Below are 23,844 nucleotides of genomic sequence, written 5' to 3'. Positions count from 1 at the left end.
TTTCGCGTTGCTCGCTCACACAGCCGGAGAGGGTGATGTCGGCTCGCTCAAAAACAAATGATTCTTATTCGTTGATAGTTATGCATTTCATTTGCAATAATCCGCCGGCGTTCACGGCGGGGTGCTGGCGGGAGCACCTGGCGACTCGACAAGATCGACAACAAGAGGCGAGACATGAGATCAAAGGGAACCGTCATGACCTGGGGCGCACTAGCGACACTGGTGACGTCGCCGGGGGTGATGGCAGACAGTACCGATCAGCAACCGATGGTGGTCACAGCCACGCGCTCGGGTACCGAACAGCAGGACTCCCCGCAGGTGATCCGGGTGATTTCACGCCAGGAGCTGGAGCAGCAGCGACGCATCACTTCCGACTCCTCCGAGATACTCAGCAACCTGCTGCCGGACTATTCACCGCCGCGCCAGAAGATGAGCGGAAGTGGCGAGACCCTGCGCGGACGTACGCCGCTGGTGATGATCGATGGCATACCGCAGTCCAACCCGCTGCGCCCCACGGGGCGCGAGCTGCATACCATCGACTTCTCGATGATCGATCATATCGAGGTGATCAAGGGGGCCAACGCCACCAACGGTCTGGGCGCCGCCGGCGGGGTGATCAACCTGATCACCAAACGCCCCGAGCCGGGCTCGCTCAATCAGCACTTCGAGGCCCAGCTCACCACGCCGACCTCCAAGCTGGATGGCGATACCAACAGCTACCGCACCAACTACGGTGTCAGCGGCAATCGCGGGCCGGTCGACTACCTGTTCTCGCTGAGCTACGAGGATCAGGGGCTGTTCCTGGATGGGAAGGGGAACGCTATCGGCGTCGACAACACCCAGGGCGATCTGATGAACTCCCGTGCCTACGATGTATTCGGGAAGATCGCCTACTGGTTCGATGACGACCGGCGCCTGCAGTTGAGTGTCAATCGCTATCGCATCGAGGGGCAGAACGATTATGTCGGCGTGCTGGGCGATCGCAACGCCGGTGTCCCCACGACCTCGCGCCGCGGCGATCCAGAAGGCTCGGCGCCCTTCAACAGTGTCTGGACCACCGGCGTCACCTGGGACGATTACGATCTCGCCGGCATGCATCTCAATGTGCTGGGCTTCTATCAGGATTACGAGTCACTGTTCGGGGCGACCAACTCCGGCACCTTCCAGGATCCCGCGATTGCGCCGGTCGGAACGCTCTACGACCAGACCATGGCCGAGACCACCAAGTACGGCATCAAGACCTCGCTGACCAAGGAGGGGCTGTGGGATGACCGGGTCAAGCTCACCTTCGGCTTCGACGCCATGCGCGACGATACCGAGCAGTATCTGTGGGGCACCGATCGCACCTACGTGCCGAAGGTGAAATACACCGATCTATCACCGTTCGCCCAGATCGACTTCAGCCCGATCGAGTCGCTGACCTTCTCGGCGGGGGCGCGTTACGAATACGCCAAGCTCGATATCGACAGTTACCGCACGGTGGCCGCCAACAATGGCGTACGTGTCGACGGCGGCTCCCCCGATTTCGACGAGACGCTCTACAACGCCGGTGTGGTATGGCGACCGGTGAAGCACTGGAGCCTGTTCACCAGCTATTCCGAAGGGTTTGCCATTCCCGATGTCGGCCGCGTGCTGCGCGGTATCGACACGCCCGGACAGTCGGTCGACAGCTTCGAGAATCTGCGCCCGATCGTGACCGACAATATCGAGACCGGGGTGCGCTATGACGATGGCCGCCTCAACGCCGAGCTGAGCTATTACGTGTCGTCTTCCGACTATGGCACGCGCCTGACGACCCGTAACGACGCTTTCGTGATGCAGCGAGAGAAGACCGAGATCGAGGGCGTCGAGGCGTCTGTCGGCTATCGATTCAACGACCGGCACAGCGCACGCCTTGCCTACTCCCACATGAAGGGGCGTTATGACAGTGACGACAATGGCACCCTGGATGCCAAGTTGAATGGGCTAAACGTGGCGCCGGACCGGCTGGTCGCGAGCTGGAGTGCCCGTTGGTCTCCGCGCTGGACGTCGTTCGTACAGATCGATCACGCCTTCGACAAGGATTTCGACAGCAGTCGCAATGGCTGGGACACCGACTTCGATGGCTACACCCTGGTCGATGCCGCCGTCGGCTACCGGCTACCGGTGGGGCAGTTGAATCTCGCCGTGGCCAACCTGTTCGACAAGCAGTACATCACCTACTACTCGCAGAGTGCGCTGGACAGTCCCAATGCAGACTATATGAACGAACGCTACTTCGCCGGGCGAGGGCGGACTCTGACCCTGGGCTATAGCGTGGACTTTTGATGCCGACCCCTATCAGCCACGGTGGCGTGCCGAGTGATAATGCGGATTCGCGATGAAACGTCGTGACTTCATGGCCCGGGCGCTGGCACTGGGCGCCATGCCGACGCTGGCACGAGCCGGCATGGCGCGCCAGCAAGAGGCACGCAGGCCGCGCCGTCCGCAGCGGATCGTCACGCTGTTCCAGGGGGCCACCGATACCGCGGTGGCGCTCGGCGTGGTACCGGTCGGGGTCGTGCTGTCATGGCAGGACCCACCGATCTACCCCTACCTGCGCTCGGCGCTGGCCCAGGCTTCGCTCCTGGGGCTGGAGACGCAGCCGAACCTGGAGCGGATCGCACTGCTGGAACCGGATCTGATCGTCGCCTCGCGTTTCCGTCATCAGCGCATCGCTCCGCTGCTGTCGGCGCTGGCTCCGCTGACGATGCTGGAGGATATCTACCACTATCGACATACCCTCGAGACGATGGCGCAGGCACTCGATCGCCAGGCCCGGGGCGAGTACCTGCAGCGGGTACTGGCATCGCGCATGGCGGCACTGCGCGCACGACTGCAGCAGCGTTTCGGCGCGCGCTGGCCGTTGACGGTGGCGCTGCTCGATATCAGGGCCGGTGAGATTCGCAGCTACCTGGCGCCGAGCTTTGGCGGCTCGGTGCTGACCCAGCTCGGGTTTCGCTGGCCCCGACAGGTCGAGGAGCAGCCCGGGGTGGTGCTGAGACTGGGCGGCGTGGAGAGTCTGCCGGCGATCGATGCCGATGTCTTCTTCCTGCTGCAGCCGCGCGACCGGCCCGCGCGCGAGCACTATGGGCGCCTGCGTGCGCATCCACTTTGGCAGCGGCTGGCGGCGGTGCGTCAGGGACGTGTCTGGCAGGTCGATCCGGTAGCCTGGAGTCTCTCCGGAGGCATCCTGGGCGTATTCGGCATGCTCGACGACCTGGATGCCTGGCTGGATACCAGCGAGGCCTCGGCATGAGCCCGCGCACGATGCTTGCTGTCGCCGGGCTGGCCATCGCCGTGGTGGTGAGCCTGATGGCGGGTGGTCACTGGTCCAGCCCGCTGCAGGTATGGCACGCGCTGTGGTCGCCGTCGCCGACCGATGTCGATGACCTGCTCATTCGCACCACCCGTATGACCCGCACCCTGGTGGCGCTGACGGTAGGCGCAGGGTTGGGCGTGGCCGGCGGTATCATGCAGACCCTGACCCGCAATCCCCTGGCTTCGCCCGGGCTGCTCGGCGTCAACGCCGGTGCGCTGCTGGTGGTGGTCTGTCTGGCCACATTGGGTAGCGGCTTGCCAGGGTGGCTGGCGAGCGGCGGGGCCTTCGCGGGCGCGGCCCTGGCGGCTTTGGCGGTCTGGGCGATTGCCATGCGTCCAGCGGCCCCGAGTGGGCCGCTGCGACTGATCCTGGCCGGTGCCGCGTTGAGTGCGCTGTTCCATGCTTTCAGTCAGGCGCTGCTGGTGATCGATCAGCAGGGGCTGGATGCGATGCTGTTCTGGCTGGCGGGGTCGGTCGCGGCCCGGCCGTTGACGCAGGTCTGGCCGCTGATGTTGGTCACGCTGGCGGTGCTGCTGGCGTGCTGGCCCTGCCTGCGGCAGTGGAACTTGCTGGCGGCGGGCGAGGCGGTGGCGCTCGGCGCCGGGATCTCGGTGTGGCGTCTGCAGCTGATCTCGGTCGTGTGTGTGGTGCTGCTGGCGGGCGCGGCGGTGGCGATGGCGGGCAATATCGTCTTCATCGGGCTGATCGTGCCGCACCTGGCGCGACGTCTGGCAGGGCCGGATCATCGCCACTGGCTGCCCCTGGCGGCGCTGCTGGGGGCTGCGCTGCTGCTCGTCGCGGACGTGATGTCGCGAACCCTCATCCCGCCCCGGGAGGTGCCCATCGGCGTGATGACGGCGCTACTCGGGGCGCCGGTATTCATGGCACTGGTGCGTCGCCAGGGGGGCCGCCATGGGTGAGGCTCGCGTGCTGCGTCTTGGCCGCTTGTCACGGGTCGTCGTCTGGCGAGCGTGGCGTCGGGTGGCGGTGGCACTGCTGGTGGCGCTGCTGATTCTGCTGGCCTCGCTGGCTCTCGGCGAGGCCGCCCTGTCTGCGCCGCAGTGGCTGGCGGCACTGCGCTCGCCCGGTAGCGGCGCTGGCCTGATCCTGTGGCAGCTGCGCCTGCCGCGGACGCTGTTGGGCGCGCTGGTGGGGGCGGCCCTGGCGCTCTCCGGCTGGTTGCTGCAGCAGGTCATGCGCAATCCGCTGGCTTCGCCGGACACCCTGGGCGTGACCGCCGGCGCAGCGACCTTGGCGGTCGGCTATCTGGTATTCCTGGCCGCCGATGTCGGCAGCGCCTGGATGCCGCTGGCGGCGGCCCTGGGGGCGCTGCTCGCGGTGCTGCTGGTCATGCTGGCAGCCTGGCGGGGAGGCACGACGCCGCTGCGGCTGGTGCTGATGGGCATCGGACTATCGACGTTGCTGAGTGCCGTGACGACGTTCGTGCTGGTGTCCAGTCCGCTCACGACCACACTGTCGGCCTATGTATGGCTGACCGGCAGTGTTTATGGCGGCAACTGGTCCGATGTCGGGTGGCTGGCGGCTTGCTTCGGCGTGGCACTCGTGGCGCTGATGCCATTGGTGCGTCTTGCCTTGCTGGCACCGCTGGACGACGGCTTGGCGGTGGGTATCGGGGTGCGGGTACAGTGGACACGCACGCTGCTGATCCTGCTGGCAGCCGGGTTGGCGGGTATCGCGGTGGCCTGGGGCGGGGCGATGGCGTTCGTCGGACTGGTGGCGCCGCATGTGGCGAGACGTCTGTTGCGCCAGCCGGGGGCGGCGCAGATCGCGATGGCGATCGTGGTCGGCGCTAGCATGACGATGGCGGCAGATCTTGCCGGGCGGCTGCTGTTTCCGCCGCTGGATCTGCCCGCGGGACTCTTCGTGGCGGCCATCGGGGCGCCGTTCTTTCTGGGGTTGATGATGAAGCAGGCACGCTGACGCCATGGCGACTCTCTCTGCGAACCGACTCACGCTGGGTTACCAGCGTCAGGCCATCCTGCGCGAGCTGTCGCTCGAGCTGCCGGAAGGGCGCATCTCGGTGCTGGTCGGCAGCAACGGCTGCGGCAAGAGTACGCTATTGAAAGCATTGGCTCGGCTGCTGACGCCGTGGCAGGGTCAGGTCGCTCTCGAGGGCGAGGACATTCGGCAGCGGCCGACCAAGGCGGTGGCCAGGACCTTGTCGCTACTGCCGCAGCACCCGGTGGCACCGGAGGGCATCAGCGTGCGTCAACTGGTGGGGCTGGGGCGTCATCCGCATCAGAGCTGGCTGGCGCAGTGGTCCGAAGGCGATGAACGCGCCGTCGAGCAGGCGCTGTTGAGAACCGGCCTCGATGACCTCTCCGAGCAGCGCGTCGAGACGCTCTCCGGTGGCCAGCGTCAGCGTGCCTGGATCGCCATGGCGGTGGCCCAGGACACGCCGCTGATGCTGCTCGATGAGCCCACCTCGTTTCTCGATCTGACCCATCAGATGGAGGTGCTGGAGTTGCTCGTCAGCCTCAACCGCGATGCCGGCAAGACCATTGTCATGGTCTTGCACGATCTCAATCTGGCGTGCCGCTATGCCGACCATATCGTGGCGATTCGCGAGGGCCGCGTTCATGCCCAGGGTCGGCCTCAGGCGGTGATTACCCGGGAACGGGTCAAGGAGATATTTCAGCTCGAATGTCGGGTGATCGAGGATCCGTTCTTCCATACGCCGCTATGCATTCCATTCGGCAAGGGGGCGGCGTGATGATGCCGGCAGCGGCGCGGGACCCGCTGGGACACCTGGAGTGCGCGTCGGTGGAGGCCGAGCACCGCCACTATCTGCATGGGGCCCTGTGCCTCGAGTCGGCGGATGCCGCGGGGGCGGCGGCCCTGTCGGTGGCGGCGTTCTCCGATCCCCTGCGCTGCAATGAACTGCTGGCACGTCTGGGGCCGACTCTCGGTTCCCCCGACCGGCGGACCACCGCCTCGCTGCTGTCGAAGCGCCTGGGTTTTCTGTTCACCGGCGCGCCGCTCTATCTGCTATCGGTGTGTGATCGTGGGCTCGATCTGGCGCCGGCCAACTGCCTGGTCGATGTCCGTCACGACGGACAGGCGTGGCGTTCGACACTGCCGCTGCGCTCGCTGCGACTGCAGACCTGGTCGCCGGCGGCGCGGGAGCGCTCGCGTCGGCAGTTGCTGACGCAGCTGTTCGCCGGGCTGATCACGCCGCTGTGGCAGACCCTGCGCGAGGTGGGTGGGGTGCCGCCCCGCATGCTGTGGGAGAACCTGGCGGTGCGGGTCTACTCGCTCTACGAACGCCGCCTGGTCGAGCTCGACGGCACGCAGGTCGACGCCGCGGCACGCCAGCGCTGCGAGGCGGACTACCGTTTCCTGCTCGATGCCGACCCCGAGCTGTTCGGCATCGATGTCAACCCGCTGGCGCGTTTCCATCACGCCAAGACCCGCCGCGCGGATGGCGTCGAAGTGCGCTATCGGCGCAGCTGCTGCCTCTATTACCGTGCCGCCTGCCCGGTGGCCTACTGCCAGTCCTGCCCCTTGAGCCGCGCGCGCCCCCGGAGTTGAGGTCGAGGGTAGCGGTGGCGGCGCGCCCGCGGCGATGGAATATGCTAGGCTGCGCGCTTTTGCCTGCCCGCGTCCAGCGGCACGCCAGCGCAGCGGCGTGTCTATCCGCTGACGTTCTCGTCAGCCCGGGCAGGACCGAGTCGATGCGTGCGGAGAGTCCGATGAAAGTCGTTCATGTGAAGAATCCCGAGAGCCGCGAGGCGTGCCTGGCCCAGCTGTGCGCCAATGTCTATGGCCGTGAGGCGGGGCTGGCACCGCTGGTCACCTTTGCCGGGACCCTGGGCGTGCTGTTCGAGCAGGAAGCCGCACGTCTGTTCGCCCTGACCGACGATGACCGCCAGGTGCTGAGCCTGGCGCTGGTCTCCGCCGACACCGAGGGGCGCAGCATGGAGTTGGCGATGGTCTCGACGCCCCAGGGTGACGGTCACAGCGAGCACAGCGCGCGCCTGATCCGTCTGCTCGCCGAGAAGGCACCGCTGCGCGTGCTCGCCAGCGACGCCGACGCGGAACGCTTCTTCCGTGACTGCGGCATCACTCGCTGGATCGATGCCGAGGGCGGCATGCGTGTCGGTCTCGCGCCGCGGCATCCGGAGCCGCAGGCGGGGAAACTGCCCGGCGTGGTGCGCTTCGATGGCGAAGGTATCGTCAAGACCTTCAAGGCCGATCCGGAGACCTTCGAGTCCTACAAGCAGCGCTTCGTCGCCGCCCTCGAGCGGTTTCCCCAGAGTGTGATCTGACCGCCCCGAGACGCGCAGGCGTGCAGGTACTGGGCTCCATAGCGGCATCTTCGACGGTGCATGGCTTGACCCGGCCGACGAATGGCGCTTGGATGACGTGTTAGGCTCTGTCCGAAACGTGCTGCCCTCGACAGGACCTGGACAGTGCCTGATACGACGCCACGCTCAATTCAATTTCCGACAAGGACAGCCCATGGCCAAGCGCATTCAGTTTTCCCGCACCGGCGGGCCCGAGGTACTCGAGTACGTCGATTTCGAACCGGCGGCGCCCCAGGCTGGCGAGGTGCGCATCGAGAACCGTGCCATTGGTCTCAACTTCATCGATATCTACTTCCGTAACGGGCTCTATCCGGCGCCTTCACTGCCGTCGAGCCTGGGTATCGAGGGTGCCGGCGTGGTCGAGGCGGTGGGCGAGGGGGTGACCCATGTCGCCGTCGGTGATCGCGTCGCCTATGCCCAGGGGCCCCTCGGCGCCTATGCGCAGCTGCACGTGCTGCCGGCGGAGAAAGTGGTCAAGCTGCCCGAGGATATCTCCTTCGAGATCGCCGCGGCGTCGATGCTCAAGGGGCTGACGGTGCAGTACCTGCTGCGTCAGACCTTCCCGCTCGAGGGGGGCGAGACGATCCTGTTCCATGCCGCCGCCGGCGGTGTCGGCTCGATCGCCTGCCAGTGGGCCAAGGCGCTCAACGTCAAGGTGATCGGTACCGTGGGCTCCGCCGAGAAGGCCGAGCTGGCCAAGCGCAACGGCGCCTGGGCCACGATCAACTACCGCGAGGAGAACGTGGCCGAGCGGGTGCGCGAGCTGACCGATGGGGCCATGGTGCCGGTGGTCTACGACTCGGTGGGCAAGGATACCTTCACCACGTCGCTCGACTGCCTCGCCCCGCGCGGGCTGATGGTGAGTTTCGGCAACGCCTCCGGCGCGGTCGAGGGGGTCAATATCGGCATTCTCAACCAGAAGGGGTCGCTCTACCTGACCCGGCCCAGCCTCCATGGCTACACCGATACCCGCGAGCGGCTGGAGGAGATGAGCCTGGATCTGTTCGACCTGCTCGAGAGTGGCAAGGTCAAGGTGGATATCGCCCAGCGTTTCGACCTGGCCGACGCGGGCAAGGCCCAGGAGGCGCTGGCTGCGCGGCGTACCACGGGGTCGACCATTCTGATCCCCTGAGCCGTGTCGCGATCGTTGGCGAGCGGTCGCCGACGTGACATTGTCGTATGATGCAAAAGCCGGCGGCGCCTCTGGGCGCTGCCGGCTTTTTCGCTGCTGCAGGCGGGCTCGGCAGGTAGTTTGCCTGCCAAGCCTGGTGCCGGGAGGGCAGCAGTGCACGACAAGGAGTCATACCCATGCAGGATGCTTACTGGGTCTTCGCGGTACTCTTTCTGACCCTGGTCGCCTTCGTCTGGGGGCGCTTTCGTTACGACATGGTGGCCATGGCGGCGCTGCTGGTGAGCGTGCTGCTGGGGCTGGTGCCCGCCGACGAGGCGTTCTCCGGCTTCGGCCATCCGGCGGTGATCACCGTCGCCGCAGTGCTGATCCTGAGCCGCGGCTTCGAGCATGCCGGCGTGGTCGACTGGATCGCCGAGAAGACGCTCAGGGCCGGCAGCCGTCCGATCTGGCAACTGACGGTACTCACCGCGACGGTGATCCTGCTCTCGGCGATGATGAACAATGTCGGGGCGCTGGCGCTGCTGCTGCCGGTGGCGGTGCGCGTCGCCCGCGAACACGACACCTCGCCGTCTTTATTGCTGATGCCGCTGGCTTTCGGCTCGCTGCTGGGCGGGCTGATCACGCTCATCGGCACGCCGCCCAATATCATCATCAGTGCCTTCCGCGCGGGGCAGGGCGAGGGCCCTTTCAGCATGTTCGACTTCGCCCCGGTGGGGGGCGCGGTGGCGCTGGCGGGGTTCGCCTTCATGATCCTGCTGGGCGGGCGGCTGACCCCGCAGCGTCAGGGCCAGGCCTCCGCCGACGAGCTGTTCGAGACCTCGGCCTATCTCAGCGAGCTGCACGTCAACGAGGACGCCAAGGCGGTGGGTTGGCGCCTGCGCGAGCTGCAGGAGGTGTGCGGCGACCCGGTGCCGGTGCTGGCGGTGCTGCGCGGCGACGAGCGCTACTCCGGCCACCGCTTCTTCGGCCCCCTGGCCGCCGGCGACATCCTGCTGCTGGAGGCGGGCCCGGATGACCTCAAGCTGCTCGAGGACAAGGCGGGGTTGAGTATCAGCGCCAGCGGCGACGATGACGATGATGCCGAACGGCCGCGGCTCGATGCCGATGAGCTGCAACTGGTCGAGGTGGTGGTGCGCAACGACTCGATGATGATCAATCGCACCGTCTCCCAGCTGCGCTTGCTCAACCAGCACGGCCTGCATCTGGTGGCGGTATCCCGCGACGGTACCCGGCTCAAGCAGCGCCTGCGCGAGGTGCGCTTCCAGCCCGGCGATGTCCTGCTGCTGCAGGGCGACGAGAACAACCTGAGCGAGAGCCTGTCGACGCTGGGCTGCCTGCCGCTGGCCAGTCGCAAGCTGGCGCTGGGGCAGCCGCGTCAGCTCTGGCTGTCGGTGGGCATCTTCGCGCTGGCCATCGTCGCCATGGTGTTCGATCTGCTGCCCGCGGCCATCGCCATGTCGCTGGCGGCGCTGGTCACCCTGGCGCTGGGGGTGCTGCCCCTGCGCGAAGGCTACGACGCGATCGAGGGGTCGGTGATCGTGCTGCTGGCGGCGATGCTGCCGGTGGGCAAGGCGCTGGAGACCAGCGGCGGGGCGCAGATGATCGCCGATGGCATGATGTCCGCGGGCAGCGGCTGGCCGCCGGTGGTTACCCTGGCGGCGCTGTTCGTGCTCACCCTGCTGCTCTCGAACATCATCAACAATGCCGCTGCGGCGCTATTGATGGCGCCGATCGCAGCCAATCTGGCCAGCGGCATGCAGGTCTCCCTCGACCCGTTCCTGATGGCGGTGGCGGTGAGTGCCTCTTGCGCTTTTCTCACCCCGATCGGGCATCAGTCCAATACCCTGGTCATGGGCCCGGGAGGCTATCGTTTCCGCGACTACTGGAAGCTGGGGCTGCCGCTGTCGGCGGTGGTCACACTGACCGCCATTCCTCTGATTTTGCTTATTTGGCCGTTATGATGAGCGCCGCTTCCGTCATCCGTGCCGTATCGCGATCCACCCTCGCGACCCGCTTGCCGAGAGACTCGCATCCCATGGTCATTAGTCCCGTTTCCCTGGTGCGCGCCCGCGCGGACGGCGCAGTTCGCGGTCATCCAGGCTGCGCGAACTCATCCCGCGCTCACTCATCACGTGCTCACTCATCACGCTCTTCTGTGCCGCCGACGTCCCGGGCCGTGCTCGGATTGCGGGCTGTACTCGCCGCGCTCGCTGTGGGCCTGCTGCTGGCGGGCTGTGCCACACCCCAGGGCACCCAGTCGGATGCCGCACCGGCGGCAACCAGCGCTGCCGGCAAGGCTGCTGGCAAGCGCAAGGGTCCGGGTCCGGTGATGACAGACGCGGGTGAGCCTCAGCCGGTGCCCCACCAGCGCCGCCGGGTCGGCGAAGCGACCTACTACGCGTCCTATTTCGAAGGGCGGCCGACCGCCAGTGGTGAACCCTACGACGGCCAGGCGATGACCGCGGCGCACAAGACGCTGCCGTTCGGCACCCGGGTCAAGGTGACGCATCTGAGCACCGGTGACAGCGCCATCGTGCGCATCAACGACCGCGGGCCCTTCCTCGCCGGGCGGATCATCGACCTGTCGCAGCGGGCTGCCGAGAAGCTCGGGCTGATCGACGACGGCACCGCCGAAGTCCAGCTGCAGGTGCTGGAGCCGTAGCCGGCCGAGATCCGCTGTCACCCCGTTCTGCCTGCTCCCAGTCCCCAGAACGCAAAAAGGCCGCGGCCCCGNNCGGGGCCGCGGCCTTGATGTGTGAGGCGTGCCGGGGGCGACGCCCCCGGCGCACGTTCACGCCGGCGTGGTGTGGGTCTGGCGCTCGTGGCTGGCGTTCGGCTGCTGGTTGGTGAAGGCATCGAAGTCGAAGTCGTCGACCGTCAGCATCTCCAGCACCTCGGCCTCGTGGGCGCGCATGAAGGCGGCGTCCTCTTCGCTCAGCAAGCCCGCCTCGAGACCCGCCTCGATCCACTGCTCGGGGTGCAGCGCGGCTTCCGGCAGTTCGCGCTTGGCCCGCGCCTTGGCCAGCGTGCGGTAGATCTTCTCGGCGCGCTCGGCGTTGGCCAGCAGCGCGTTGTAGCGCGCCAGCGGGTTCTCCTGCTGACCCTCTTCCCAGCTGTCCCAGGTGTTGCGGGTGAGCTTGTGACGCAGCGCGGTGTCGGTGGAGATCGCCTTGGCGATGTCGCGGGTCAGGCTGTCCTGCGGCTTGTGCCAGCGGCGTCCCAGCGGCATCGTCACGCCGGCGAGCAGATGGGCCAGGGCGCGATTGGGGAGGTTCTCGTAGAGCTCCACCAGCGCCTGCTCGGCGCGGTTGAGCAGGAAGCGGCAGCTGTAGTGGAACAGGGCGGCTTCGCCGTCGACCCGGTCGCTGTCGTGCCACTGCTTGAGCACCATCGAGAGCAGATAGAGGTTGGAGAGCACGTCGCCCAGGCGGGCCGAGATCATCTCGCGCTGCTTGAGCTTGGCGCCCAGGCTGGCCATGGCGGCGTCGGCACACAGGCCGAAGGCGGAGGAGAGGCGTGCCACCTCCTGCGCATAGGGCTTGGCCAGGGAGTCGAACGGCACCTCGGCGCGGCCCAGCCCCAGCGCCTGGGTGAAGGCGCGCGCGGCATTGCCGAAGATCAGCCCGGTGTGGCGGAAGAAGAGCTTGTCGAAGGCCGCGAAGTCGTTGCTGTCCTTGGCCGCCAGCTCATCGAGCACGTAGGGATGGCAGCGGATGGCGCCTTGACCGAAGATCATCAGGTTGCGGGTCATGATGTTGGCGCCCTCGACGGTGATCGACACCGGCGTGGCGCTGAAACCGATCCCCAGGTAGTTGCGCGGACCCAGGGTCACGGTACGGCCGCCATGCACGTCCATGGCGTCGATCATCATCTCGCGCTGGAATTCGGTCAGCTGGCTCTTGAGGATCGCCGAGGGCACCGCCGGCTTGACCCCATGGTCGATGGTGTTGGCGGTCTGCATCACGGCGGCCTGGGAGATGTAGGCCTTGGCCGCGAGACGCGCCAGCGGCTCCTGCACCCCCTCCATGTCGGCCACCGCGATGTTGAACTGGCGCCGGATACGCGCGAAGCCGCCGGTCCAGCCCACCGCGTAGCGCCCGGTGCCGGCGGCGCCGGAGGGCAGGGTGATGCAGCGCCCCACGGAGAGGCACTCGACCAGCATGCGCCAGCCCTGGCCGGCCATTTCCAGACCGCCGATCAGGTAGTCGAGCGGGATGAACACGTCCTTGCCGCGGATCGGACCATTCATGAACGGGCTGCCGATCGGATGGTGACGGCGGCCGATCTGCATGCCTTCGGTCTCACGCGGGATCAGCGCACAGCTGATGCCGATATCGCTCTCGCCGCGTTCGAGCAGGTTGTCCGGGTCGAACATACGGAAGGCCAGGCCGACCACGGTGGCGATCGGCGCCAGGGTGATCCAGCGCTTCTCGAAGGTGAGCCTGAGGCCGAGCACTTCCTTGCCTTCGTGCATGCCGCGGCAGACGATACCCACGTCGGGGATCGAGGTCGCGTCGCTGCCGGCGCGCGGCCCGGTCAGCGCAAAGCAGGGGATGTCGCGGCCATCGGCCAGGCGCGGCAGGTAGTGATTCTTCTGCTCTTCGGTACCGTACTTGAGCAGCAGCTCGCCCGGGCCGAGCGAGTTGGGCACGCCGACGGTGCTCATCAGGGTCTCGTTGAAGGCGAGCTTCTGCAGTACCGCCGACTGCGCCTTGGCCGAGAACTCGAGACCACCGTAGGCCTTGGGAATGATCATGCCGAAGAAGCGCTCCTTCTTCAGATACTCCCACAGCTCGGGGGGCATGTCGGCGCGCTCGCGGGCGATCTCCCAGGCGTTGCACATGCCGGCGGCGACCGCGCACTGGTGATCGACGAAGGCTTGCTCCTCGTCACTCAGGCCGGGGTTGTCGAACGCCAGCAGGCGTTTCCAGTCGGGGCGGCCGCTGAACAGCTCGCCATCCCAGGCGACGGTGCCGGCGTCCAGCGCCACGCGCTCGGTCTCCGAGACCTTGGGCGCGATCTTCTTGAACACGCCGAACAGGCGCGGCGAGAGCCACAGCCGACGCAGCGGCTTGAGCCCGCAGACGGCGACGCCGACGGCGGCGATCAGCAGCAGGACGCCGATGATCTCGGCATCGAAAACCAGCCCCAGCACGCCGAGAACGGCGAGCACCACGACGGCCGGCAGGGCACCGGCCTCGCGGCGCATGACGACCAGACAGCCGATGATGGCGGCAACGAGAAGCAGCAGTGTGATCATGGCGAACTCCGCAGGAGAAGACGTCAGGAGTGCCGGCCTCGGGTGACGCGGCCAATGGCGCTCCCACAAATTCAGACGAGCGTTTGAATTTGGTTTTCAGACTAGCGGATCCCGGGCCGGCTGGCTAGCGTGGCGAGCCTTATCCTTTTGGGCTAGTCGCTATCCCGCCCTCCGGGGTGGGGCGGGACAGCGCCGTGTCAGGCGTGCTGCTCGTGGCCGAGACGCCGTGGGCGCAGGCGCCGGTGCAGGCGGTCGAGATAGAGATAGACCACCGGCGTGGTGTAGAGGGTGAGCAGCTGGCTGACCACCAGACCGCCGATGATGGTGATACCCAGCGGGGCGCGCAGAGCGGCATTCTCGTCGGTGCCCAGCAGCAGCGGCAGGGCGCCGAGAATCGCCGCCAGGGTGGTCATCATGATCGGGCGGAAGCGTACCAGGGCGGCGTGGCGAATCGCCTCCAGCGGGCTCATGCCCTGCTCGCGTTCGCAGATCACGGCGAAGTCGATCAGCATGATGGCGTTCTTCTTGACCACCCCGATCAGCAGGATGATGCCGATCAGCGCGATCAGGGTGAACGGCGTATCCAGCGCGATCAGGGCGAGCAGCGCGCCGACCCCCGCCGAGGGCAGCGTCGACAGGATCGTCAGCGGGTGAATATAGCTCTCGTAGAGAATGCCCAGCACCAGATAGACGGTGACCAGCGCGGCCAGGATCAGCCACGGCATCGCCTCGATGCCGCTCTGGAAGGTGCCGGCACTGCCCTCGAAGTCGACCTGGATCGCGGTGGGCGGGCGCAGCGCGTCGACGGCGGAGCGAATGCGAGCGGTGGCCTCGCCGAGGGAGACTCCATCCTCCAGGTTGAACGAGATCGTCGCGGCGGCGAACTGCCCCTGGTGGTTAACGCTGACCGGCGTGGTGCTGCGCTCGACATGGCTGAACGCGGAGATCGGCACCAAGGTGTCGTCCTTGCCGCCGACATAGAGTTCACCGATTGCCGCCGGCCCCTGGCGATAGGGTGCCGCCACCTCCATCACCACGTAGCGCTGTTCGTCGGCGTCGTAGAGGCTGGCGATCTTGCTCTGGGCGAAGGCCTGGCCCAGGGCGGTGTCGATGCTGCGCATGTCGACACCCAGGCGCGCAGCCAGGGCGCGATCCACCACCAGCTTGGCCGACTGCCCCTCGCCGCGATTGTCGCTGTCGATCGCGGTGATGCCGTCGACCCCTTCCATCGCCGTCTGTACCTTCTTAGACCACTGGCCGAGCAGATTCAGGTCGTCGCTCTTGAGCGTGATCTCGTACTGCGAGGCACTGGTCGAGCGGCCGCCGACGCGGATGTCCTGCAGCGGAAACATGAAGGTGCTGACCCCGGGCATCCCCTGCAGCCCGGCCATCAGGCGATTGCCGATGGCCTGGGTCGACTGCGTTCGCTGTGGCTTGAGGGTGATGAAGAGCGTCGCCGAGGCGCCGCCGCGTCCGGGGCCGCGGCTGCCCATGAAGCCGAGCACGCTGGCCACCGCGGGGTCGGCGCTGAGACGTTCGCGCACCTGGCGCAGCTTATCCGAGGCGGCGTCGAACGACAGCGCCTGGTCGACGCGCATGGTGCCGAGCAGGCGCCCGGTGTCCTGCTCCGGCACGAAGCCCTTGTCGACCGCGACGTAGAGGTAGCCGTTGAGCACGATCACCCCGAGCAGCGACAGCAGCGTCAGGCGGCGGTGCTTGAGCGCGATATCCAGGGTGCGCGCGTAGAGATCGAGACAGCGCCGGCCGAACCCGGCGAGCGCGCGCGACCAGCGTGGCTCGCGGCCGCGGTCTGGCTTGAGCCAGCGTGCGCAGAGCATCGGCGTCAGCGTCAGCGAGACCAGCAGCGATACCGCGATGGCCAGCGACAGCGTGACCGCGAACTCGTGGAACAGTCGCCCGATGAAGCCGCCCAGCAGCAGCAGGGGGATGAACACCGCCACCAGCGAGACGCTCATGGCGGTGACCGTGAAGCCCACCTCGCGGGCGCCATCCAGTGCCGCCTGTAGTGGCGGTGCGCCGCGCTCGATGTGGCGGGCGATGTTCTCCACCACCACGATGGCGTCGTCGACCAGGAAGCCGATCGAGACGATCAGCGCCATCAGCGACAGGGTGTCGAGGGAGAAGTCGAACACCCGCATCATGGCGAAGGTGCCCACCAGCGAGACTGGGATCACCACGCTGGGAATGATGGTGGCGCGGGCGTTGCGCAGGAAAGCGAACACCACCAGCACCACCAGTACCACCGCCAGCAGCAGCGTCAGCTGGGTCTCGTGCAGTGAAGCCTGGATACCCGGTGCGCGGTCGAGCTCGACGCTGAGATCGACGTCGCCCGGCAGCGCCGCGCGGATACTGTCGAGCCGTTCGCGCACCCCGGCGATGGTCTCGATGATATTGGCCCCGCTGGCCGCACTGATCACCAGTAGCACCGCCGGGCGGTCGTTCTGGAAGCCGACGTTGTAGCGATCCTCGACCCCGTCGCGGATCTTGGCGACATCGCCCAGGCGCACCGTGGCGCCGTCCGCGCCGCGTTTGATCACCACCTGGTCATAGTCACTGGCTTCGAGCAGCTGGGAGTGGGTATCGATCTCCCAGCGGTGGTCGATGTTCTGGACGAAGCCGGTGGGCGACTGGGTGGTCGCGGCGCGCAGCGCCCCGGCCACCGCGTCAAGGGTGATGCCGGCGTGGTTGAGTCGACGCGGGTCGAGGGCCACCCGTACCGCCGGCGATGAACTGCCGCCGACGCTGACGTCGCCGACGCCCTGGACCTGGGCGATGGGCGGGGCGATCTGGGTATCGGCGAGGCGGTAGAGCTCGCCGGTGGGCAGGGTGTTGGAGGTGACCGAAAGAATCAGCACCGGTGCTGCCGAAGGGTTGAGCTTGCGGTAGCGGGGACGGCTGGTCATGGCGCTGGGCAGCAGCGGCTGGGCATCGTTGATTGCCGCCTGCACCTCCTGGGCGGCGACGTTGATGTCCTTGTCGAGATCGAACTGGACGATGATTCGGCTCGACCCGTTGCTGCTGCTGGAGGTCATCTGGGTGATGCCGGGGATACGCCCCAGCGAACGCTCCAGCGGGGTCGCCACACTCGACGCCATGGTCTCTGGGTTGGCACCGGTCAGGTTGGCGATCACCAGAATGGTGGGGAAGGAGACATTGGGCAGCGGCGCCACCGGCAGCCGCTGATAGGCCAGCGAGCCCAGCATCACCACCGCCAGTGCCAGCAGCAGCGTGGCCACCGGGCGGCGGACGAAGGGCGCCGAGAGACTCATGCCGCGCCCTCGTCGTCTGCCGTGGCCGGCGCGTCACGCCGCCAGCGCGCCGCCTGGCGGTCGAAGAACAGATACACCACCGGCGTCGTGAACAGCGTCAGCAGCTGGCTGAAGAGCAGACCGCCGACCATGGTCAGCCCCAACGGCTGACGCAGCTCGGCACCGTAGCCGCTGGCGAACATCAGCGGCAGTGCCCCGAGCAGTGCCGCACAGGTGGTCATCATGATCGGCCGGAAGCGCAGCAGCGCCGCGGTGTGGATCGCCTGCGCCGGGGCCATGCCGCGTTCACGCTGCGCCTCGAGGGCGAAGTCGATCATCATGATCGCGTTCTTCTTGACGATGCCGATCAGCAGGATGATGCCGATCACCGCGACCAGGCCCAGGGCGCCGCCGCTCAGCTGCAGTGCGAGCAGGGCGCCGATCGCCGCCGAGGGCAGCGTCGAGAGGATCGTCAACGGGTGGATGAAGCTCTCGTAGAGAATCCCCAGCACGATATACATGGTGACGATGGCGGCCAGGATCAGCCACAGGGTGTCCCCGGTGGAGTCGTTGTAGGCCAGCGCCGCGCCGCGATAGCTGAGCGTGGTCTGCGCGCTCAGGTCCTCGCTTGCCGCGGCATCGACCGCGGCGAAGGCCTGCGACAGCGAGTAGCCGTCGGCCACCGCGAACGACATCAGCGCCGAGGGGAACTGGTTCTGACGTTGCAGCGAGAGCGGGGTGGTGGTCTCGTGCAGGCTGACCAGAGTGGTCAGCGGAATGCGCTCACCGTCGTCGTTGATCACGTAGAGCCTCGAGAGCGCCTCCGGGCCGTCGCTGTCGGCGTGGTTGGCGGCGAGCACCACCCGGTACTGGCTGGCCTGGGTGAAGATGGTCGAGACCAGGCGCTGGCCGAAGGCGTCGTAGAGGGCGTCGTCGATATCGGCGACGCTGACCCCGAGACGTCCGGCGCGGCCGCGATCGATGGTCACCTGGAGCTTGCGCCCGGCGTTCTGCACGTCGCTGGAGACGCCGGCCAGCGCCGGCGCCTGACGCAGCCGGGCGAGCAGCTTGGCAGCGTCGGCATCGAGGGTGGCGCGGTCGCCCTGGGTCAGCGCGAACTGATAGGGATAGCGGCTGATGGTGTCTTCCAGGGTCAGATCCTGGACCGGCTGCAGTGCCACTGTCAGCCCGGGGATGCCGCGGCTCGCCTGGCGCAGCCGGGTGAGCACGGTGTCGAGGTCGTCGCGTGCTCCCAGCGGCTTCAGGTTGATCGTCACCCGGCCGCTGTTGAGGGTGGTGTTGGTGCCGTCGATGCCGATGCTCGAGGAGAGGCTCGCCACCGCCGGATCGGCCAGCAGCCGGTCGATCAGCTGCTGCTGGCGCGTCGACATGGCGTGGAAAGAGGTCGACTGGGTGGCGGTGGTGATGCCGCGGATCACCCCGGTGTCCTGAACCGGAAACAGCCCCTTGGGCGTGAACGCGAACAGCAGCGCGGTCACCGCCAGGGTGGCCACGGCCACGCCGAGGGTGAGGCGCTGGTGGCGCAGCACCCAGTCGAGGGCATGCTCATAGCCGCGTGTCACCCGCCCGAACAGCCCCTGGCGGCCGCGGACCAGCGCCTCGTCGTTGCTCTCCGCGACGGCCTCCGGGCGATGCTTGAGCCAGCGCGCGCAGAGCATCGGGGTCAGCGTCAGCGAGACGAAGGCCGAGATCACGATCGAGATCGCCAAAGTCAGTGCGAACTCGCGGAACAGAACCCCGACCACGCCGCTCATGAAGACCAGCGGGATCAGCACCGCCAGCAGCGATACCGTCAGCGAGAGAATGGTGAAGGCGATCTGGCGCGAGCCCTTGAGGGCGGCGGCCAGCGGCCGTTCCCCCTTCTCGATGTAGCGGGTGATGTTCTCCAGCACCACGATGGCGTCGTCGATGACGAAGCCGGTGGCGATGGTCAGCGCCATCAGGGTGAGGTTGTTGAGACTGAAACCGGCCAGCTGCATGGCGCCGAAGGTGCCTACCAGCGACAGCGGTACCGCGAGGCTGGGGATCAGCGTGGCCGGCAGATTGCGCAGGAACAGGAAGGTGACCATGACCACCAGGGCGATCGCCAGCATCAGCTCGAACTGCACGTCCTTGACCGCGGCGCGGATGGTGGTGGTGCGGTCGGTGAGCACGCGCACGTCGACACTGCCGGGCAGGGTACGTTCGAGCTGCGGCAGGGCGCGCTTGATGCTGTCGGCGACGGCGACCACGTTGGCCCCGGGCTGGCGCAGCACGTCGATCAGGATGGCGCCGTCCTGGTTGGCACGCGCCGAGAGATAGGCGTTTTCAGCCCCTTCTTCGACCTCGGCGACGTCGCCTAGCCGCAGCACGCCGTTGGCGTCGCTCTTGAGCACCAGATCGCGGTAACCGGCGGCGGAGAGCAACTGGTCGTTGGCGTCGATGGTATAGGCGCGGTAAGGACCGTAGAGGGTGCCCTTGGCCTGATTGACGTTGGCTGCGGCGATGGCGCTGCGCACCGCGGCCAGATCGAGGTCGTGGGCGGCGAGCTGGCGCGCGTCGACGCTGACCCGGATCGCCGGCTGATGGCCGCCGGCGAGCTTGACCTGACCCACGCCGCTGATCTGGGCGATCTTCTGCGCCATGCGCGTATCGACCAGATCGTAGACCCGGGTCAGCGGCAGGCTCTGGGAGCTCACCGCCAGGGTCATGATCGGCACGTCGGCGGGATTGACCTTGCTGTAGCTGGGCGGGCGCGGCAGATCGTCCGGCAGCAGGGTTTCGGCCTGGCTGAGCGCGGCCTGGACCTCCTGCTCGGCGACCCCCAGATCCGAATCGAGGCCGAAGCGCAGGGTGATCAGCGAGGCGCCGCCGGTGCTGGTCGAGCTCATGTCTTCGAGCCCGGCGATCTCGCCCAGTTGATCCTCCAGCGGCGAGGTGACGTGGGAGAGCATCACGTCCGGTCCGGCGCCGGGGTAGAGCGTGGTCACCTGGATGGTGGGGAAGTCCACCTCCGGCAGCGACGAGATCGGCAGCAGCCGATAGGCCAGGGCGCCGGCGATCAGGATCGCCAGCATGATCAGCGAGGTGGCGACCGGACGCAGAATGAACAGGCGAGAGGGGTTCATGAGCGACTGCCGTCCGCGCCTCCTGCCTGAGCGGCCTTGGCCGCCTCGGCCTGGGTGGCGCTGGTGTCGGCGCTGTCTCCTCCGCTATCACCACGATCTTCGCCACTATCTTCGTCACGATCTCCGCCACTCGCTCCGTCGCTGTCTCCGCCAATAGCCGCACCGCTCTCGCTGTCGTCGGTGGGCTCTCCCGGCAGGGCGTCGCTGACCACGCGTACCTTGGCGCCGTCGCGCAGGCTGTCGACGCCATCCACCACCACGCGCTCGCCGGCCTCAAGACCGCTGGCGATGGCGCTCTGGTGCCCCTCGCTGGCGCTCACCTCGACGTCGCGGCGGCTGACGCTGTCGTCATCGTTGACCACATAGACGTAGTCGCCGTTCTGACCGGTCTGGATGGCTGGTTCGGGCACGATCACGCGATCGCGCAGGGTCTGCGAGACCAGGCTGACATCGACATAGCCGTTGGGATAGAGCCCGCCACTGGGATTGTCCAGGGTGGCGCGCAGGCGAATGGTACCGGTGGCGCTGTCGATGCGGCTGTCGATGCTGGTCAGGTGGCCGTTGACGACCTGGCCGTCGGGGCCGGTCACGCTGACCGCCGGACGCTCGCCGGCTGCCAGGCGCGCGCGGATGGTGTCGACGTAGCGGCTGGGCAGCGAGAAGATCACCGAGATCGGATCGAGCTGGGTCAGGGTGACGATGGGCTCGCTGTCACCCAGTTGCACGATATTGCCGGGGTCGACGTTGCGAATCCCCACCACGCCGCTGAAGGGGGCGGTGATGCGGGTGTAGTCCAACTGCACCTGGGCGCTGTCGACCGCCGCCTGGTCGGCGGCCACGGTGCCTTCGTACTGGCGTACCAGTTGGCGCTGCTGCTCGAGCTCCTGGCGCGAGACATAGTTGGTGGAGATCAGCTTCTGGTAGCGCGCCAGGTCCTCCCGCGCCGAGGCCAGTTGGGCCTGGTTCTGGCGCAGGTCGCCCTGGGCCTGGGCCAGCGCCGCCTGGTAGTCGCGCGGATCGATCCGCGCCAGCAGTTGGCCTTTTTCCACCCGATCGCCCTCGTCGAATGCCACCTCGGTCAGCTCGCCCTCGACCCGGGTGCGGATATCGACGCTATTGAGCGCGCGCACCGTACCCAGGGCGCTGAGGCGCAGCGGCAGGTCACCGCGGCTGGCGCTGATCGCCGACACCGCGGTGGCGGGGGCGCCTGCGCCGGCGGCTGGGTTGGCCTTGTCCGCCGGGCTCAGGAACAGGCGATAGGCGATCCCGGCGAGCACGACCAGCAGCAGAAGCAGCAGCAACCAGCGCAGCGGATGGCGAGAGCGGTGGGTAGGCGAAGACGACATGGGCGGCGGCAATCCTTGGACGGCGTTCGTGACGAGCATGCGCCAGAAGCGTAGACGCAAACCGTGACAGGCTAAACAGATTCGCAGTCTAACGGAACAGTGTTCACGAAATGCGCAACCTGACGACGCTGACAGAATCCTCGGCACAGCGATCCTGCGGCCACAAAAAAGCCCGGCCATCGTGGCCGGGCTTTGGGGTAGGGATTTGGGGCAGGGCAGCCGGCTCGCGGCGATATCAGGATGCGCGTGCCGGCGTCTTGCGCGCCGGGGCGCCATCGGCGACATAGTAGTCGACCTCGGCCGGCGGCAGCGGCGTTTTGCCGCGCACGCGGTCGGCCAGCTTCTCCGCGATCATGATGGTGGTGGCGTTGAGGTTGCCGGTGACGATGATCGGCATGATCGAGGCGTCGATCACCCGCAGCCCCTCCAGGCCATGCACGCGGCCTTCGGCATCCACCACGGCGTCGTCGCCGGTGCCCATGCGGCAGGTGCCGCAAGGGTGGTAGGCGGTCTCGGCGTGCTCGCGCACGAAGGCATCGAGCTCGGCGTCGCTCTGCACGTCAGGGCCGGGGGCGATCTCGCGGCCGCGGAACTCGTCCATCGCCGGCTGGTTGATGATCTCGCGGGTCACCCGGATCGCGGCGCGGAACTCTTCCCAGTCGCGCTCGGTGGACATGTAGTTGAACAGGATGCTGGGCGCGCTCCTGGGGTCACGGTCGGTGAGCTGCACGCGGCCGCGGCTCTCCGAGCGCATCGAGCCGACATGCGCCTGGAAGCCGTGGGCCTCCACCGCGCTCTTGCCGTTGTAGCTGATCGCGATGGGCAGGAAGTGGTACTGCAGGTTGGGCCACGGCTCGCTGTCGTCGGTGCGGATGAAGGCACCGGCCTCGAACTGATTGCTGGCGCCCACACCCTGGCCCAGGAACATCCATTCCGCCCCGATCTTGGGCTGGTTGTACCACTTGAGCGCCGGGTAGAGCGAGATCGGCTTCTTGCACTCGTACTGGATGTACATCTCCAGGTGATCCTGCAGATTCTCGCCGACGCCCTTGAGGTCGTGGACCACCTCGATGCCATGCTTTTCGAGCAGTGCCGGGTTGCCCACGCCGGAGCGCTGCAGGATCTGCGGCGAGGCGATCGCACCGCCACACAGCAGCACCTCACGGCGCGCCAGCGCCTGCTGTGGCTGGTTCTTGCGCAGATAGTTGACCCCGACCGCCCGCTTGTCCTCGAACAGGATGCGATCGGTGGTGGCGTGGGTGACGATGGTCAGGTTGTCACGCTGCTTGGCAATATCGAGATAGCCCCGCGCGGTGGACGAGCGCCGCCCGTTGGGCGTGGTCGTCCGGTCCATCGGACCGAAGCCCTCCTGCTGGTAGCCGTTGAGATCGTCGGTACGCGGATAGCCCGCCTCCACGCCCGCCTCGATGAAGGCCTGGTAGAGCGGGTTGTTGCCGGCCTTGGGCGTGGCCACCGAGAGCGGGCCATCGCCACCATGGAAGTCGTTGGCACCGATATCGCGGGTCTCCGCCTTCTTGTAGTAGGGCAGGCAGTCGAGATAGCGCCACGCCTCGAGCCCCGGGCGCTTGGCCCAGCTGTCGAGATCGAGGGCGTTGCCGCGGATGTAGCACATGCCGTTGATCAGCGACGAGCCCCCCAGGCCCTTGCCGCGGCCGCACTCCATGCGGCGGTTGTCCATGTGCGGCTCCGGATCGGTCTCGAACGCCCAGTTGTAGCGCTTGCCCTGCAGCGGGAAGGCCAGTGCCGCCGGCATCTGGGTGCGGAAGTCGAAGCGATAGTCGGGGCCGCCGGCCTCGAGCAGCAGGACCTTGACCTCGGGGTCTTCGGTCAGCCGGGTGGCCAGCACGTTACCGGCGGAACCGGCGCCGATGATGATGTAGTCGAATTCGCGAGCCTGTTGCATACACACGCTCCTTGAGTCAGCGAAGGGATGAGAGAAGCCGCGGGGGCAGGTGGTGGGAGAGGGCGGGCCGTGATGGCCCGCCTTTTCATCGCCTGGATCGTCGCCTGGACGTCGTCC

General features: G+C 67.3%; 15 protein-coding genes. 10 read left to right on the top strand and 5 right to left on the bottom strand.

Annotated features, from left to right (window positions below):
* The first annotated feature begins 174 nt into the window (after positions 1 to 174).
* The 10 genes from DOM66_RS05160 to DOM66_RS05115 all read left to right on the top strand — a co-directional run bounded on the left by DOM66_RS05160 (position 175) and on the right by DOM66_RS05115 (position 11,462).
* Positions 175 to 2,307: a TonB-dependent receptor gene (locus DOM66_RS05160; RefSeq protein WP_198651713.1), complete on the top strand. Its 2,133-nt coding sequence runs from the start codon at positions 175 to 177 to the stop codon at positions 2,305 to 2,307.
* A gap of 52 nt (positions 2,308 to 2,359) precedes the next feature.
* Positions 2,360 to 3,277, top strand: a complete 918-nt coding sequence (locus DOM66_RS05155) for an ABC transporter substrate-binding protein (RefSeq protein WP_223161903.1) — start codon at positions 2,360 to 2,362, stop codon at positions 3,275 to 3,277.
* Positions 3,274 to 4,260: a FecCD family ABC transporter permease gene (locus DOM66_RS05150; protein ID WP_110689453.1), complete on the top strand. Its 987-nt coding sequence runs from the start codon at positions 3,274 to 3,276 to the stop codon at positions 4,258 to 4,260. The genes DOM66_RS05155 and DOM66_RS05150 overlap by 4 nt, the downstream gene beginning before the upstream one ends.
* Positions 4,253 to 5,281, top strand: coding sequence for a FecCD family ABC transporter permease (locus DOM66_RS05145; RefSeq protein ID WP_110689452.1), 1,029 nt, complete (start codon positions 4,253 to 4,255; stop codon positions 5,279 to 5,281). Before DOM66_RS05150 ends, DOM66_RS05145 begins: the two co-directional genes overlap by 8 nt.
* Positions 5,282 to 5,285: 4 nt before the next feature.
* The gene (locus DOM66_RS05140) at positions 5,286 to 6,074 is read left to right on the top strand and encodes an ABC transporter ATP-binding protein (protein ID WP_110674266.1); all 789 of its coding nucleotides are present in this window, start codon (positions 5,286 to 5,288) and stop codon (positions 6,072 to 6,074) included.
* Positions 6,074 to 6,892, top strand: coding sequence for an IucA/IucC family C-terminal-domain containing protein (locus tag DOM66_RS05135; RefSeq protein WP_157958997.1), 819 nt, complete (start codon positions 6,074 to 6,076; stop codon positions 6,890 to 6,892). Before DOM66_RS05140 ends, DOM66_RS05135 begins: the two co-directional genes overlap by 1 nt.
* 161 nt (positions 6,893 to 7,053) lie before the next feature.
* Entirely contained in the window at positions 7,054 to 7,629 is a 576-nt protein-coding gene (locus tag DOM66_RS05130) for a hypothetical protein (protein ID WP_157958996.1), read from the top strand.
* Between the two features lie 193 nt (positions 7,630 to 7,822).
* The gene (locus DOM66_RS05125) at positions 7,823 to 8,800 is read left to right on the top strand and encodes an NADPH:quinone reductase (RefSeq protein WP_110689449.1); all 978 of its coding nucleotides are present in this window, start codon (positions 7,823 to 7,825) and stop codon (positions 8,798 to 8,800) included.
* Between the two features lie 176 nt (positions 8,801 to 8,976).
* A complete protein-coding gene (locus tag DOM66_RS05120; protein ID WP_110689448.1) occupies positions 8,977 to 10,761 on the top strand; it encodes an SLC13 family permease in 1,785 nt (594 codons plus the stop codon).
* Positions 10,762 to 10,976: 215 nt separating this feature from the next.
* A complete protein-coding gene (locus DOM66_RS05115) occupies positions 10,977 to 11,462 on the top strand; it encodes a septal ring lytic transglycosylase RlpA family protein (RefSeq protein ID WP_245392358.1) in 486 nt (161 codons plus the stop codon).
* 129 nt (positions 11,463 to 11,591) lie between these two features.
* Here DOM66_RS05115 and DOM66_RS05110 read toward each other — a convergent pair whose 3' ends face one another.
* The 5 genes from DOM66_RS05110 to betA form a co-directional block, all read right to left on the bottom strand.
* A complete protein-coding gene (locus tag DOM66_RS05110; RefSeq protein ID WP_110689447.1) occupies positions 11,592 to 14,060 on the bottom strand; it encodes an acyl-CoA dehydrogenase in 2,469 nt (822 codons plus the stop codon).
* A gap of 197 nt (positions 14,061 to 14,257) precedes the next feature.
* A complete protein-coding gene (locus DOM66_RS05105) occupies positions 14,258 to 17,350 on the bottom strand; it encodes an efflux RND transporter permease subunit (RefSeq protein ID WP_110689446.1) in 3,093 nt (1,030 codons plus the stop codon).
* The gene (locus tag DOM66_RS05100; RefSeq protein ID WP_110689445.1) at positions 17,347 to 20,457 is read right to left on the bottom strand and encodes an efflux RND transporter permease subunit; all 3,111 of its coding nucleotides are present in this window, start codon (positions 20,455 to 20,457) and stop codon (positions 17,347 to 17,349) included. The genes DOM66_RS05105 and DOM66_RS05100 overlap by 4 nt, the downstream gene beginning before the upstream one ends.
* Positions 20,454 to 21,803: an efflux RND transporter periplasmic adaptor subunit gene (locus tag DOM66_RS05095; RefSeq protein WP_157958995.1), complete on the bottom strand. Its 1,350-nt coding sequence runs from the start codon at positions 21,801 to 21,803 to the stop codon at positions 20,454 to 20,456. Before DOM66_RS05095 ends, DOM66_RS05100 begins: the two co-directional genes overlap by 4 nt.
* Before the next feature lie 235 nt (positions 21,804 to 22,038).
* A complete protein-coding gene (gene betA / locus DOM66_RS05090; RefSeq protein WP_110689443.1) occupies positions 22,039 to 23,727 on the bottom strand; it encodes a choline dehydrogenase in 1,689 nt (562 codons plus the stop codon).
* Positions 23,728 to 23,844: the final 117 nt, after the last annotated feature.

Origin of the sequence: Salinicola endophyticus (assembly GCF_003206575.1) — a bacterium.
Classification (GTDB): Bacteria; Pseudomonadota; Gammaproteobacteria; order Pseudomonadales; family Halomonadaceae; genus Salinicola; species Salinicola endophyticus.
Note: the sequence above shows the minus strand (reverse complement) of the source record. Positions and strands in the feature narration are given on the sequence as shown.

Bases quoted from the DNA above. Each gene is read 5' to 3' on its own strand.
- DOM66_RS05160 (WP_198651713.1), top strand. From the start codon at position 175: ATGAGATCAAAGGGAACCGTCATGACCTGGGGCGCACTAGCGACACTG.
- DOM66_RS05155 (WP_223161903.1), top strand. From the start codon at position 2,360: ATGAAACGTCGTGACTTCATGGCCCGGGCGCTGGCACTGGGCGCCATG.
- DOM66_RS05150 (WP_110689453.1), top strand. From the start codon at position 3,274: ATGAGCCCGCGCACGATGCTTGCTGTCGCCGGGCTGGCCATCGCCGTG.
- DOM66_RS05145 (WP_110689452.1), top strand. From the start codon at position 4,253: ATGGGTGAGGCTCGCGTGCTGCGTCTTGGCCGCTTGTCACGGGTCGTC.
- DOM66_RS05140 (WP_110674266.1), top strand. From the start codon at position 5,286: ATGGCGACTCTCTCTGCGAACCGACTCACGCTGGGTTACCAGCGTCAG.
- DOM66_RS05135 (WP_157958997.1), top strand. From the start codon at position 6,074: ATGATGCCGGCAGCGGCGCGGGACCCGCTGGGACACCTGGAGTGCGCG.
- DOM66_RS05130 (WP_157958996.1), top strand. From the start codon at position 7,054: ATGAAAGTCGTTCATGTGAAGAATCCCGAGAGCCGCGAGGCGTGCCTG.
- DOM66_RS05125 (WP_110689449.1), top strand. From the start codon at position 7,823: ATGGCCAAGCGCATTCAGTTTTCCCGCACCGGCGGGCCCGAGGTACTC.
- DOM66_RS05120 (WP_110689448.1), top strand. From the start codon at position 8,977: ATGCAGGATGCTTACTGGGTCTTCGCGGTACTCTTTCTGACCCTGGTC.
- DOM66_RS05110 (WP_110689447.1), bottom strand. From the start codon at position 14,060: ATGATCACACTGCTGCTTCTCGTTGCCGCCATCATCGGCTGTCTGGTC.
- DOM66_RS05105 (WP_110689446.1), bottom strand. From the start codon at position 17,350: ATGAGTCTCTCGGCGCCCTTCGTCCGCCGCCCGGTGGCCACGCTGCTG.
- DOM66_RS05100 (WP_110689445.1), bottom strand. From the start codon at position 20,457: ATGAACCCCTCTCGCCTGTTCATTCTGCGTCCGGTCGCCACCTCGCTG.
- DOM66_RS05095 (WP_157958995.1), bottom strand. From the start codon at position 21,803: ATGTCGTCTTCGCCTACCCACCGCTCTCGCCATCCGCTGCGCTGGTTG.
- betA (WP_110689443.1), bottom strand. From the start codon at position 23,727: ATGCAACAGGCTCGCGAATTCGACTACATCATCATCGGCGCCGGTTCC.